Origin of the sequence: Ectopseudomonas toyotomiensis (assembly GCF_900115695.1) — a bacterium.
Classification (GTDB): Bacteria; Pseudomonadota; Gammaproteobacteria; order Pseudomonadales; family Pseudomonadaceae; genus Aquipseudomonas; species Aquipseudomonas toyotomiensis.
This window is the reverse complement of sequence record NZ_FOXK01000006.1, coordinates 203,008-216,355: the sequence shown is the minus strand read 5'-3', so window position 1 is coordinate 216,355 and position 13,348 is coordinate 203,008. Positions and strand designations below refer to the sequence as shown.

The window sequence follows — 13,348 nt, the reverse complement described above, 5'->3', positions numbered from 1 at the left end:
TCGTTCAGATACTGGCGTTGGCGCGTTTCAGCGCCTGCGCCTGGCCGTGCATCAGACCGTAGTGCAGTAGCGCGCCGAGCAGGGCGCCGAGCAACCAGGAATAGCCCGACAGCTGGCTAAGAACGGGCGCCCACACCGAGGCGACGGAAAACACCGAGGCGATGGCAAAGGCGATCAGCGCCTTGCGGTTCCAGCCGCCGTCGAAGTAGTAAGCCGAGCCGACCTCGGCGCTGAACAGCTGCTGCAGATCGAGCTTGCGCCGGCGTACCAGGTAATAGTCGACGACGATGATGCCGTACAGGGGCGCCAGCACGGCGCCCAGGGTGTCGACGAAGGCGGCGATGCCGACGTTGCTGATGAAGGCGACCCACAGCGCGCCGATGAAGAAGGCGATGCCGGCGGTGATGAAACCACCGGTGCGCGCACTGATATGTGCTGGGGCCAGGTTGGCCAGGTCATACGCCGGCGGGATGAAGTTGGCCACCAGATTGATGCCCACGGTCGCGGCGAAGAAGGTCAGCGCGGCGATGATGGTCAGGGTCAGGTTGTCTACCCGGGCAACGATATCGGTCGGGTTGGTCAGCGTCTCGCCGAATACCACCACGGTGCCTGCAGTGATCACCAAGGCGATCAGCGAAAAGATCGCCAGGCTCACCGGCAGGCCGAGGAAGTTGCCGATGGTCATCTGCTTCTCGCTTTTGACGAAGCGGGCGAAGTCGCCGTAGTTGATCACCACGGCGGCGAAGTAGGCGACCATGGTACCGACCACCGCGAAGAAGGCGGCCACCGGGCCGGCCTTGTACTCGCCCGTGCCACTGAAGATATTGCCCAGCTCGCTGAGCAGGCTGGGGCCGGCCTGATACCAGATCAGGCCCATCAGCGCGATCATCACCACATAGACCAGTGGCCCGGCCCAGTTGAGGAAACGGGTGATCCAGCTCATGCCGCAGACGAACAGACCTACCTGGAACAGGCAGACGATAACGTAGGACAACCAGCCGATGGCGGTCAGTCCCATGTATACGGCCGGGTCTTGCGGCTGCAACAGCGAGTTGAGCAGCAGGGCCACGGCGGTGGAGGCGAAGTAGGTCTGCACGCCGTACCAGAAGATAGCGACGATGCCACGCACCAGCGCAGGGAAGTTGGCACCGCGCACGCCCATGCTGGCGCGGGCGAACACCGGGAAGGGGATGCCGTACTTGACGCTGGGCTTGCCGGTCAGCTGCACCAGGCCCATGACGATGCAGCCGGCGAGGACGATACCGGCCAGCACTGCCCAGCCATTGAGCCCGTAGGAGATGAACAACGTGGCTGCCAGGGTGTAGCCGAACAGGCTTTGAATGTCGTTCGACCAGACGTTGAATATCTCGAACCAGCCCCAGGTGCGCTTCTCGGGAGCCAGGGGGGCGAGATCCTCGTTGTGTAATGAGGGATCGATGTTCTTGATGCGAAAATCTTCGGTGTTGGACATGGACAGCTCCCAGTTTTGTTCTTGCGCCGCGGCGGCGTATGAGGAGATTTGTCTGCAGGTTCCGTTCCGATTTTGTATTCGCGTCATGACTGAGTCGATGTATACAGCCATTTCGACAGTGTTTCGGTAGGAACCTGTTTGTCTTGTACACAGAAAATCCGTTGCTGAATATGGCTTTCGGACAAATTGCACACAAAAAATAGAAATATTGTGATCAAAAACTTGACCTTGCGGTCAGTTGCATGCTTGCAAGTCGTTGATGAAAAACCCGGATAGGCAACTGGCTTGTGCACCGATGCGGTGCCAGATCTGATTCGAGTGGGTCGGCTTGGTGCGCGCGGCGCACCCTACCTGGGTGCGCATCCGTAGGGTGCGCCGTGCGCACCAGCCTTTCCGTTCGGCGCAAAGAAAAAGGGGGAAGGGCGCGAGCGCCCATCCCCCTTTTTACCCGGCCGCTGTCCCTACCCGACGTCGGCCAAGTGCGTTGCGGCAGCGGTCAGAAGTGATACTTGACCAGTGCCTGCACAGCCGTCTGGTCGAAACGATCGTCCGACCCATCCACCGGTTTCACGCCGTACTTGGCGCGCCACATGTTGATCTCGGTGCCCACGTAGAGCTGGCGTTCCTTGCCGAACAGGGCCTTGCCCGCATCCCACTTGACCTGGATCGAGGAGCCGATCGAGGTCTGGGTGCCGGCGTCACGCGACGGCGAACGCCAGTCGAGGAAGCCGTCGACGGCGAAGTCCTGGTCGCCGAGGCTGAACGGGTAAGCCGCGCTGACGGTCAGCTGGGTGGCGTAGCCGTTGCTGTCACTGTCGGCGAAAAAGGTGTGGTTGTTGATCTTCACCTGATACAGGTTGGTCTTGAAGTAGGTGAAGCCGGGCACTTCCCAGTCCAGGCCGACACCGTACAGGTAGTTCTCCGGGCCTGGGCCGCCTTCGCCTTTCTCGTAGGTGAAGGCGGCGAACACGTCCTTGATCGGGCCGGCGGCCAGCTTCTGCCCGGTCAGCCAGCTCAGGCTGATGCGCGGGGAGAACTCCATGTAGTAGAAGGAATTCTTGTCATGCTGACGGAAGGTGCCGTTGTCGAAGCTGCCGCGCGACTGCACGTTGTCGGCGCGGACATAGTCGAGGAAGTAGAACACGTCGCCCCAGGCCCAACCACTGGCGTGCTCGAAGGTGAAGGTGGTCTGGGTACGCTGTTCTTCGCCGTTGAAGTTCATGCGCTGGAAGTTCTCGCCGTACAGATAAGACAGGCTGTTGTCCTGCCAGTAAAGCAGGTCGCCAGCGAGTGCCTGCTGGCCGGAGAACAGTCCGGCTGACAGGGCGAGGCAGTGGGGCAGATGCTTGAGTTTCATCGGTTTTCCTTATTGTTGGAGTGCAAGCGTGCGTCTCCCGGCGGCGTGCCGCCGGGAGTTGGGTCTACACCAGGGGTCAGCTCGGTCGGGCTGCCGGGTCGAGGTCGCGGCTGAGGGTCTTGAGGCTGTTGTCGTCGATGGCTGCATCGTCCGGGCGGTTCTGCAGCACGGTGTGCAGGTGCGCCTCGGGGTCGTAGTCATCTTCCTCGACTTCGTGGCTCTCGTCGGGCAGGAAGATGTTCAGCGCGATGGCACTGAAGGCGCCGATGGTGATGGGAGAGCCGAAGATGTTCTTCAGTACGTCCGGCATGTGCGAGAGCACGTCCGGTACGCCGGCTACACCCAGGCCCAGGCCCAGGGAAATGGCCACGATCAGGACGTTGCGGCGGTGCAGGCCGGCTTCGCTGAGAATCTTGATACCGGCCACCGCGACGGTGCCGAACATGATCAGGGTGGCGCCACCGAGCACCGGCTTGGGCATCAGCTGCAGCACCGCGCCGACCACCGGGAACAGGCCCAGCAGCACCAGGATGCTGGCGATGTAGAAACCCACATGACGGCTGGCCACGCCGGTGAGCTGGATCACCCCGTTGTTCTGGCTGAAGGTGGTCATCGGCAGGCTGTTGAACATGGCGGCGACCGCCGAGTTGCAGCCATCGGCCAGCACTCCGGATTTGATCCTGCGCATGTACAGCGGACCCTTGACCGGCTGTTTGGAGATGATCGAGTTGGCGGTCAGGTCGCCTGCGGTTTCCAGCGGGGTGATCAGGAAGATCACGGCAATCGGCACGAAGGCGATCCAGTCGAAGCCGAAGCCGTATTTGAACGGTTGCGGCACGCTGATCAGCGGTACCTCGGCCATGTTGGCGAAGTCCACCCTGCCGGTGAACCAGGCCACTGCGAAGCCCAGGGTCAGGCCGATGATCACCGCAGAAAGGCGCAATACCTGCGAGGACGCGCGGTTGAGCACGACGATGGTGCCCAGCACCAGGCCGCCGAGGGCCAGGTGGTGCAGGGCGCCGAGGTCCGGCGCGCCATAGCCGCCGGCGAGGTCGGTCATGCCCACCTTGATCAGCGACAGCCCCATCAGGCAGATGATGGTGCCGGTCACCACCGGTGTGATGACCTTGCGCAGCTTGTTGATGAACTGACTGAAGGCAATCTCGACGAAGGCGGCGCAGAAGCAGATGCCGAACAGCGTAGCGAGTATCTCCTCCTCGCTGGCGCCACGGCCCTTGACGATGAAGCCGGCGCTGAGAATCACGCTGAGAAAGCCGAAGCTGGTGCCCTGCAGACACAGCAGGCCGGAACCAATAGGGCCGATGCGTTTGGCCTGGACGAAGGTGCCGAGGCCGGAGACGAACAGCGCCATGCTCACCAGATAAGGCACATGGGCGCCGAGGCCTAGAGCACTGCCGACGATCAGGGTAGGGGTGATGATGCCGACGAAGCTGGCCAGCACATGCTGCAGCGCCGCGAAGATGGCCGGGGCGAAAGCTGGCGTGTCGTCCAGCTGATAGATCAGGTCGCTGTTGCCGACGGGCGCAGCTGGGGCTTGGGTGTTGCTGTCTGTGGTCATGTCATAGCCTGCCAGTTGTTTTTATATGGTCATGGGCTTACACGAGGCTTCACGGCACCTCTGCTCCGATCAATCGAAAATTGTCCGATCGGTCAGGATGTGCCGACTATACAACTTGTGGACATGGTTAAAAACAATTTATTTATGGATTGTGCACAAAAACTGAACCGCCGGTCAGCTTACGCTGCCGGCGGTTCATGGGTGTAAAAAGATGTCGCGCCCACTCATGGGCGCGACATGTGTGGCAATCAGTTGATCTGAGCGCCTTTGGCGATCCAGCTGCCAATCATGTCGCGTTCGTCCTGGGTCATCTGGGTGATATTGCCCAGCGGCATGATCTGCGTGGCCACGGTTTGCGCGTGGATCTTCGCTGCCTGCGCTTTCATCTGCTCGGGGGTGTCGAGCATGAAACCGGCCGGTGCGGTGCTGAACATCGGGCTGGTGGGGCTGGACGAGTGGCACACGGTGCAACGCTCGTGGATCACGCTTTCGACTTGGGCAAAATCGGTGCTGGCAGCAGGTGTCGCGCTGTCAGCGGCAGTGGTTGAATCCTCGCTGGCATCGGCTTTTGCTTGGGTTTCCTCTGCAGCAGGCTCGCTGGTAGTGGAGGGGTTGCCAGGGCGGCCGGTAGCAGGAACGGGAGCGTACTTGATCGCCGGGGCTTGAGCCGTTGCCGGTGCGCTGACCGATTTCGTTTGCGGGCCGGTGACGTAAGCCAGGCAGATCATGCCCAGGGCTGCGGCCGGCAGGGTCCAGACGTACTTGCTGCTGTCGTGGCGGGTGTTGAAGTAGTGACGTACCAACACCGCCAGGATCGCGATCCCGGCCAGGATCGCCCAGTTGTACTGGCTGCCGTAGGTGCTCGGGAAGTGGTTGCTGATCATGATGAACAGCACCGGCAGGGTGAAGTAGTTGTTGTGGCGCGAGCGCAGCAGGCCCTTGGCCGGCAGCAGCGGATCGGGCGTGGTGTTGGTTTCGATGGCCTTAACCAGCGCGCGCTGGGCCGGCATGATGGTGAAGAACACGTTGCCGACCATGATGGTGCCGATGATCGCACCGACATGAATGTACGCCGCGCGGCCGCTGAAGATCTGGCTGAAGCCATAGGCGGCGGCGATGATCAGCACGAACAGTACGGCGCCGAGCAGGGCGGGGCGTTTACCCAGCGGCGAATCGCACAGGAAGTGGTAGATCACATAGCTGAGCGCCATGGAACCGAGGCCGATGGCGATGCCCATTGCCGGGGACAGCTCTACGCCCGGCTTGACCAGGTACAGGCTGGGGTTGAGGTAGTACACCACCAGCAGCAGGGCGACGCCCGACAGCCAGGTGGCATAGGCCTCCCATTTGAACCAGTGCAGGTTCTCCGGCATTTTCGGCGGAGCCAGCTTGTACTTTTCCAGGTGGTAGATACCGCCGCCGTGAATCGCCCAGAGGTCGCCCGACAGGCCCTCGCGTGGGTTGCTCCGGTTGAGGTTGTTCTCCAGCCAGACGAAATAGAACGATGCGCCGATCCAGGCGATACCGGTGATCATATGGATCCAGCGGATGCCCAGGTTTAGCCATTCGGTGAAATGTGCTTCCACGATCTGTACCTCTTTCCCGGGGGAGGCACGCCAGCCCCGGGCTTCTCTTATTGGTGGGGGTTGAGGAGAAGGAGCTCGTCCTCATTGAAGAAATGCTCATCGCAGTTGTTGCCGGAACCACTGCGATCAACCACCAGGAAGTCATCCCGCTTTTCGATCGTCAGCACCGGGTGGTGCCAGACGCCGCGATGGTAATTGATGCCCTGCCTGCCATTGCTTAGGAAGGCACGGACGGACCCTGATACAGGTACATCGCCAACTGGCGCGACCACGATCAGAAAGGGGTTGCCGAGCAGCGGAATGAAAGCCTGGCTGCCCAGCGGATGGCGTTCCAGCATGCGGATGGTCAACGGCATCTCGAGCGACTCGGCGCTGAAGATGCTGATGATGGCCTGGTCCTCCGGCTGTGCGGTCTGCACCGTGGCCAGCTTGTGATAGCGGCGGGTGGAACCGTTGTTGATCATGAAGAAGTCGCTGCCGTCGGTTTCGATCACGTCACCGAAAGGGGAGAAGGTTTCTTTGCTCAGGGGCTCGATGGTCAGGCTACGCATGGCTGTTCTACTTGTTCTGTTCGGGTGGGGGACTGCAGCGCTTACAGCTGCTGCAGGCGGAACATGGCGATCTTGTTGATCTCGGCCAGGGCGGTGGTGAACTCCTGCTCCGGCGTGTTGTGAATACGCTCCTCGAAGGCGGCCAGGATCTGGTGGCGGTTGCTGCCCTTGACGGCCTTGATGAAGGGGAAGCCGAACTTGGCCTTGTAGGCGTCGTTGAGTTCGGTGAAACGGGCGAACTCCTCGGCGGTGCATTCGTGGATGCCTGCACCGGATTGCTCGGCGGTGCTGGAGGCGGTCAATTCGCCACGTACTGCAGCCTTGCCGGCCAGGTCCGGGTGCGCGTTGATCAGTGCCAGCTGCGCCTCATGACTGGCGGACAGGAGGATATCGGCCATGCGCTGTTGCAGGCTGTCGATGTCGTCCACGCTTTCGTCCAGGCCGAGGTCATAGGCTTTCTCGGCGACCCAGGGCGAGTGCTCGTAGATGTCGGCGAAGGCGGCAACGAAGGCCTCGCGGCTGAGCTGGGAAGGGGTAAGGGTCTGGAAACGGCTCATGGGCGGTTCTCTTGTTCGGTCGCGCGGAAGGGGTGGGTGGCATGCCAGTGCTTGGCGATGTCGATGCGGCGGGCGCACCAGACCTTGTCGTGGCTTTTGACGTAGTCGATGAAGCGCGCCAGCGAGGCGAGGCGCGCAGGGCGGCCGAGCAGGCGGCAATGCATGCCGATCGACAGCATTTTCGGTGCGCCGGCTTCACCCTCGGCGTAGAGCACATCGAAGGCATCCTTGAGGTATTCGAAGAAGTCGTCGCCCTTGTTGAAGCCCTGTACCTGGGTGAAGCGCATGTCGTTGGTGTCCAGGGTGTAGGGGATCACCAGGTGCGGTTTCTCTGTGGTGCTGGCCGGGTCCCAGTAGGGCAGGTCGTCGTCGTAGGTGTCGGAGTCGTAGAGGAAACCGCCTTCCTCGCGCACGATGCGTCGGGTGTTCGGGCCCAGGCGCCCGGTGTACCAGCCCAGCGGGCGTTCACCAGTCAGCTCGGTGAGAATACGGATGGCCTCGAGCATGTGCTCGCGCTCGGTGGCTTCGTCCATGTTCTGGTAGTCGATCCAGCGATAGCCATGGCTGCAGATCTCATGCCCGGCGGTGACCATCTCGCGGATCACCTCGGGGTGACGCTGGGCGGCCATGGCCACGGCGAAGATGGTCAGCGGGATGTCGTGCTTCTTGAACAGGTTGAGCAGGCGCCAGACACCGGTGCGGCTGCCGTACTCGTAGAGCGACTCCATGCACAGGTTGCGCTGACCCTGCAGTGGCTGAGCAGCGACCATCTCGGAGAGGAAGGCCTCGGACTCCTTGTCCCCGTGAAGAATGTTGCGTTCACCGCCTTCTTCGTAGTTGAGCACGAAAGACAGGGCGATGCGGGCATCGCCCGGCCAGTGCGGGTGGGGAGGGTTTGCGCCGTAGCCGATCAAATCGCGTGGGTAATCAGCGTTCACTGCAGTCTTCCTATCTGGAACGTTGCGGTCTCTGCGTGCCGGGTAATCGACGGCTACGCGACCGGGATGAGTAATTGTATACAAAGTTAGTTGCCGTTTGTAAATCGACTTTTCATCATTTTCTTCTCTGCGTGCCACAGCGAAAAAATTGCCGAGGTGGTCAGCAATGCGCGCTGGTTATGCCGTGGCTGCTGGCTGGTGATGATGTGAGCAGTGATCCGGTTTGGTGCATGGATAGCATTCCAATTGAATTTATTGTGTACAATTTATTGGAAAAATGTTTTATATTCGATCTGCGTGCTATCCTGCCACTGCGTCGGAGCACTGCGACGATCCGATTTCAACAGAGCAGAGGAGGTGTGGTGTTCGTAGGGCGCCAGGCGCCGCGGGCATCCGAGACCCATGGGACGTTTGACTACACATGTACTGGATGCCGCGCACGGCTGCCCAGGGAGTGACATCAAGGTCGAGCTGTACCGCGTCGAAGGCGCGCAGCTGGAACTGATCAACAGCGTTACCACCAACCACGATGGCCGTTGCGATGCGCCAGTGCTGCAGGGTGATGACTACCGCACAGGCGTCTACCAACTGCATTTCCACGCTGGTGACTACTACCGCGCCCGTGGCGTGAAACTGCCGGATATGGCATTTCTCGATGTTGTGGTCCTGCGCTTCGGCATCGATGCCGGCCAGGAGCACTACCACGTGCCGCTACTGATTTCTCCCTACAGCTACTCCACCTACCGCGGTAGCTGAGTGACTGGCGGGCCAGACGCCTGCCAGACGAATGCTTGTCACCCTCAGACTCGTTTGAGTCCTTACGCCCGCTCACACTGCGGGCTTTTTTTCGTCTGCGTGTAGGGTGCGCCGTGCGCACCGTAGCCCCACGTGGCACCGTGCAGCGCTTCGAAGCTGGTGCGCGCGGCGCACCCTACGAGCGAACCGTGGCCCGGATGAAAGTCGGGGCCGGCGATATGCTTGCGACGAGCTTGCCTGCCTGCGGTTGACGGGCCAAACGAAAAGCCCCGGCACAGGGCCGGGGCTTCGATCAGCGCGGGGTGTTTGCCGTCAGAGGAAGGCGAACTTGGCGATGAAGATCACGCACAGCACGTACAGGCTCAGCGAGACCTTGTCGCTTTGGCCGGTCAGCAGCTTCAGCGTCGCGTAGGTAAGAAAGCCCAGGGCGATACCGTTGGCGATGGAGAAGGTCAGCGGCATCATCACCACGGTCACGATGGCTGGGATGGTGTCGGTGTGGTCCTTCCAATCGATGTGCGCCATGCCGCTCATCATCAGCATCGCCACGTAGATCAGCGCGCCGGCGGTGGCGTACGCCGGGATCATGCCGGCCAGCGGGGCGAAGAACATCGCCGCGAGGAACAGCAGGCCTACGGTCACTGCGGTCAGCCCGGTGCGGCCGCCGGCGGCGACGCCCGAGGCGCTTTCCACGTAGCTGGTTACCGGCGGGCAACCGACCATGGCGCCCACCACGCTGGAAGTGGAGTCGGCTTTCAGTGCCTTGGACAGGTTGTGAATCTTGCCGTCTTCATCCACCAGGTTGGCGCGATGGGCCACGCCCATCAAGGTGCCGGCGGTGTCGAACATGTTCACGAAGAGGAAGGCCAGAATCACGCTGATCATCGCCACGTTGAACGCGCCGGCAATATCCATGGCCAGGAAGGTCGGCGCCAGGCTCGGCGGCATCGACACCAGGCCGCCGTACTCCACCAGGCCCAGGGCCCAGCCGATGGCGGTCACGCCGAGCATGCTGAAGAGGATGGCGCCAAACACGTTGCGATGGCTGAGCACGGCGATCAACAGGAAACACACGGCGGCGAGCAGCGCCGAAGGGTTACTGAACGAACCCATGGTCAGCAGGGTGGCCGGGCTGTCGACGACGATACCGGCGGTCTTCAGGCCGATCAGGCCGAGGAACAGGCCGACCCCGGCGCCCATGGCGAAGCGCAGGCTCATCGGGATGCTGTTGAGCAGCCATTCGCGGATCTTCGACAGGCTCATGATCATGAACAGCACGCCGGAGATGAATACCGCGCCGAGGGCGATTTGCCAGCTATAGCCCATTTCACCGACTACGGTGTAGGTGAAGAAGGCGTTCAGACCCATGCCCGGTGCCAGGCCGACTGGCCAGTTGGCGTAAAGGCCCATCAGGAAGCAACCCAGGGCTGCGCCGATGCAGGTGGCGACGAAGGCGGCGCCGTGGTCGATGCCGGCGCCGGCCATGATGTTGGGGTTGACGAAGATGATGTAGGCCATGGTGACGAAGGTCGTCAGGCCGGCCAGCAGCTCGGTCTTGATGGTGGTGCGGTGCTCGGTCAGTTTGAAGAAGCGGTCGAGCAGGCCACCTCTTGCCAGTTGATTCGCGTGTTGTTCTTGTTTGACGCTTTCCACAGCGGGTACTCCTCATCTCTCTTGTTGTGTACCGCCCAGAGCCTTGCGCAAGAACAATGCTCTCTGAGGCAGGCGGTGTTTTCGGTGGTGCTTCCTGGCTAAGTTGTTGACCTAGCGGTCAAGAAGTCACTCGAGCGCGATTATGCGGTTGTATACAAAAAATGCAATTAATGTTTTTAATGTTGCATTAATCGCACCAGTCGAACCTGCGGGTGGAAAAGCGGATGGATTTGGCGACAATCCCCTCAGGGATTTAAATAAAATGCTTATAAAACAAATGGATGGGATTCTTGCTCGATTGAGGACGACGCTCGATCGAGTGTCGTCTCGGCAGACTGGCTGGGTTCTTAGCCGCTAATGAACTGAGAGGACGGCTGTATATAAAGAAAGAATTTGTTGTTCTGCGCTCAGAGGTGGGTGATATGCGGGCGAGGGTCAGCTATGACGTCATACAACGAATGGTGTGATGGCTGATTGACTTGTGTACAATTGCCCGAATTTTTTTCTGATGTTTTTTCGCTCGGAGCTTGTCAGCTACCGGGTAGAACACAGTAGAGTCGCAGTGTCGCCGACTCTCATTGACGCGAGCCAGAATGAACGATCAATTGCAGCCTCTCAAGAAGCAGCCGCGCGTGGGCAAAAGCAGCCGCAGCGGGACTCAGGACGATGTCGTATATGCCCATATCTTCGATGCCATTCTCGAGCAGCGTCTGGCGCCCGGCACCAAGCTGAGTGAAGAGGCGCTGGGTGAGATCTTCGGCGTCAGTCGCACCATCATTCGCCGCGCCCTGTCACGACTGGCCCACGAGGGTGTGGTACTGCTGCGCCCGAATCGCGGTGCGGTAGTCGCCAGCCCGAGCGTCGAAGAAGCTCGGCAGATCTTCTATGCACGCCGCCTGGTCGAGCGCGCCATCACCGAACTGGCCGTCGAGCACGCGACAGCCGAGCAGCTGGCCGAGCTGCGGCAGATGGTCAAGGACGAGCAGGACAGTTTCTCCCGTGGTGATCGTGGTGCGGGTATTCGCCTGTCCGGCGAGTTCCACCTGAAGCTGGCCGAGGCCGCGCGCAATGCGCCGCTGGTAAGCTTCCAGCGCAGCCTGGTGTCGCAGACCTCGCTGATCATCGCCCAGTACGAAAGTGGCAGCCGCTCGCATTGCTCCTACGACGAACACAACCAGTTGATCGACGCCATCGAAGCGCGCGACGCTGAGCGTGCGGTGCACCTGATGATGCACCACATGGATCACATCGACAGCAAGCTCAACCTGGACGAAGAAAGCGCCTCGGACGACCTGCACGCAGTGTTCTCGCACCTGCTGCAGACCAAGAAGAAGCCCGGGCGCAGCGCTGCTAATCGCTGATATTCAACGTGTAACAAGAAAGCCCCGATGCTCGCGCCTCGGGGTTTTTCGATGTGGAGATGATGTGGCTGAGGCAGGGCGCGTTTGTGTAGGAGCGGCTTCAGCCGCGAAGCTGTCAAGCATGCTTACAGCCTGATCGCGGATAAATCCGCTCCTACGAAAGCGGTTAGACCGTCGGCCTCAGTCGCGCTGGTGCACCGACACGCCCGCGGCGAAGGTCTCTTTCACGGCGCGATCGTCACCGAGCATGGTCAGGGCGAACAGGCGTTCTTCCAGGCTCCGAGCCTGCTGCATGCGGTAACTGATCAGTGGCGTGGCGTTGTAGTCCAGCACCAGGAAGTCGGCGTCCTTGCCGGGCAGGAAGTTGCCCAGCTTGTCGTCCAGGTACAAGGCGTTGGCGCCGCCCAGGGTGGCCAGGTACAGCGACTTGAACGGGTCGAGTTTCTTGCCCTGCAGCTGCATGATTTTGTACGCCTCGTTCAGCGATTGCAGCTGGCTGAAGCTGGTGCCGGCGCCGACGTCGGTACCCAGGCCGACGCGCACCCCATGCGCCTCCAGCTTGTTCAGGTCGAACAGGCCGCTGCCGAGGAACAGGTTGGAGGTCGGGCAGAAGGCCACCGCCGAGCCGGTTTCGGCGAGGCGCTTGCACTCGTCGTCGCACAGGTGCACGCCATGGGCGAACACCGCGCGCGGGCCGATCAGCTTGTGGTGGTCGTAGACGTCGAGATAGCCCTTGCGCTCGGGAAACAGTTCCTTGACCCATTCGATTTCCTTGCGGTTCTCGGACAGGTGGGTGTGCATGTACAGGTCCGGGTATTCGCCCAGCAGCTTGCCGGCCAGCTCCAGTTGCTCCGGTGTACTGGTCGGGGCGAAGCGCGGGGTGACCGCATAGTGCAGGCGGCCCTTGCCGTGCCAGCGTTCGATCAATGCCTTGCTCTCGGCGTAGCCGATTTCTGCGGTATCGGTCAGGTAGTCCGGGGCGTTGCGATCCATCAGCACCTTGCCGGCGATCATGCGCAGGTTGAGCTTGTCGGCCTGCTCGAAGAAGGCGTCCACCGACTGCGGGTGCACGGTGCCGAACACCAGGGCGGTGGTGGTGCCGTTGCGCAGCAGTTCCTTGAGGAAGATCGCCGCCACATCACTGGCATGGGCCTTGTCTTCGAACTGCTGCTCGGTGGGGAAGGTGTAGGTGTTGAGCCAGTCCAGCAGCTGCTCGCCGTAGGAGGCGATCATGCCGGTCTGCGGGTAGTGGATATGAGTGTCGATGAAACCGGGGGTGATCAGCGCGTCGCGATGGTGCTGGATCTCCACGCCGGCCAGCTTCGGCAGCAGCTCGGCAGCTGCGCCGACCTGAGCGACCTTGCCGTTTTCGATCAGCAGGATGCCGTCCTCGAAATATTCGTAGGACTGCTCGACACCGACCGCGGCGGGGTCGGCGAGGCTGTGCAGAATGGCGGCGCGGTAGGCTTTGATGTTGGTGGTCATCTATTACGTCTCGATTGGGGCAGGCAGTGCGTAGGGTGTGCTGTGCGCACCACG

General features: G+C 61.2%; 11 protein-coding genes. 2 read left to right on the top strand and 9 right to left on the bottom strand.

The genetic code is table 11. The features are described 5' to 3' along the window. Nucleotides 1-4: 4 nt before the first annotated feature. The 7 genes from BM186_RS14085 to puuE all read right to left on the bottom strand — a co-directional run bounded on the left by BM186_RS14085 (nt 5) and on the right by puuE (nt 8,039). On the bottom strand, nt 5-1,471 hold the full coding sequence (locus BM186_RS14085) for an NCS1 family nucleobase:cation symporter-1 (RefSeq protein WP_072425648.1): 1,467 nt from the start codon (nt 1,469-1,471) through the stop codon (nt 5-7). Between the two features lie 496 nt (nt 1,472-1,967). Then, nucleotides 1,968-2,828 (bottom strand): outer membrane protein OmpK, encoded by an 861-nt coding sequence (locus tag BM186_RS14080; protein ID WP_074916047.1) that lies wholly within the window; start codon nt 2,826-2,828, stop codon nt 1,968-1,970. 76 nt (nt 2,829-2,904) lie between these two features. Further along, a complete protein-coding gene (locus tag BM186_RS14075) occupies nt 2,905-4,407 on the bottom strand; it encodes a nucleobase:cation symporter-2 family protein (protein ID WP_174892480.1) in 1,503 nt (500 codons plus the stop codon). Between the two features lie 248 nt (nt 4,408-4,655). Beyond that, entirely contained in the window at nt 4,656-5,993 is a 1,338-nt protein-coding gene (locus BM186_RS14070; RefSeq protein WP_074916043.1) for a urate hydroxylase PuuD, read from the bottom strand. Between the two features lie 47 nt (nt 5,994-6,040). Further along, nucleotides 6,041-6,544, bottom strand: a complete 504-nt coding sequence (locus tag BM186_RS14065; RefSeq protein ID WP_074916041.1) for an ureidoglycolate lyase — start codon at nt 6,542-6,544, stop codon at nt 6,041-6,043. A 41-nt stretch (nt 6,545-6,585) separates the two neighbouring features. Beyond that, the gene (gene uraD, locus BM186_RS14060; RefSeq protein ID WP_074916040.1) at nt 6,586-7,101 is read right to left on the bottom strand and encodes a 2-oxo-4-hydroxy-4-carboxy-5-ureidoimidazoline decarboxylase; all 516 of its coding nucleotides are present in this window, start codon (nt 7,099-7,101) and stop codon (nt 6,586-6,588) included. Then, nucleotides 7,098-8,039, bottom strand: a complete 942-nt coding sequence (gene puuE / locus BM186_RS14055) for an allantoinase PuuE (protein ID WP_072425642.1) — start codon at nt 8,037-8,039, stop codon at nt 7,098-7,100. The genes uraD and puuE overlap by 4 nt, the downstream gene beginning before the upstream one ends. 402 nt (nt 8,040-8,441) lie before the next feature. On the opposite strand from puuE, the gene uraH reads away from it, so the two are divergent. Continuing rightward, nucleotides 8,442-8,795 carry a hydroxyisourate hydrolase gene (gene uraH, locus BM186_RS14050; protein WP_072425641.1) on the top strand — a complete coding sequence of 118 codons (354 nt, stop codon included), beginning with the start codon at nt 8,442-8,444 and terminating at the stop codon, nt 8,793-8,795. Nucleotides 8,796-9,107: 312 nt separating this feature from the next. Here the strand turns inward: uraH and BM186_RS14045 are convergent, their stop codons facing one another. Next, a complete protein-coding gene (locus BM186_RS14045; protein WP_072425640.1) occupies nt 9,108-10,448 on the bottom strand; it encodes an NCS2 family permease in 1,341 nt (446 codons plus the stop codon). Nucleotides 10,449-11,041: 593 nt separating this feature from the next. Between BM186_RS14045 and BM186_RS14040 the strand changes: the two genes are divergently transcribed. Beyond that, nucleotides 11,042-11,809: a GntR family transcriptional regulator gene (locus tag BM186_RS14040; RefSeq protein ID WP_024307768.1), complete on the top strand. Its 768-nt coding sequence runs from the start codon at nt 11,042-11,044 to the stop codon at nt 11,807-11,809. Between the two features lie 180 nt (nt 11,810-11,989). On the opposite strand, the gene guaD is transcribed toward BM186_RS14040, so the two are convergent. Beyond that, entirely contained in the window at nt 11,990-13,294 is a 1,305-nt protein-coding gene (gene guaD, locus BM186_RS14035; RefSeq protein ID WP_074916038.1) for a guanine deaminase, read from the bottom strand. Between the last annotated feature and the right edge of the window lie 54 nt (nt 13,295-13,348).

Excerpts from the sequence above, each read along its gene's own strand:
- BM186_RS14085 (WP_072425648.1), bottom strand. The coding sequence starts at position 1,471 with ATGTCCAACACCGAAGATTTTCGCATCAAGAACATCGATCCCTCATTA.
- BM186_RS14080 (WP_074916047.1), bottom strand. The coding sequence starts at position 2,828 with ATGAAACTCAAGCATCTGCCCCACTGCCTCGCCCTGTCAGCCGGACTG.
- BM186_RS14075 (WP_174892480.1), bottom strand. The coding sequence starts at position 4,407 with ATGACCACAGACAGCAACACCCAAGCCCCAGCTGCGCCCGTCGGCAAC.
- BM186_RS14065 (WP_074916041.1), bottom strand. The coding sequence starts at position 6,544 with ATGCGTAGCCTGACCATCGAGCCCCTGAGCAAAGAAACCTTCTCCCCT.
- uraD (WP_074916040.1), bottom strand. The coding sequence starts at position 7,101 with ATGAGCCGTTTCCAGACCCTTACCCCTTCCCAGCTCAGCCGCGAGGCC.
- uraH (WP_072425641.1), top strand. The coding sequence starts at position 8,442 with ATGGGACGTTTGACTACACATGTACTGGATGCCGCGCACGGCTGCCCA.
- BM186_RS14040 (WP_024307768.1), top strand. The coding sequence starts at position 11,042 with ATGAACGATCAATTGCAGCCTCTCAAGAAGCAGCCGCGCGTGGGCAAA.
- guaD (WP_074916038.1), bottom strand. The coding sequence starts at position 13,294 with ATGACCACCAACATCAAAGCCTACCGCGCCGCCATTCTGCACAGCCTC.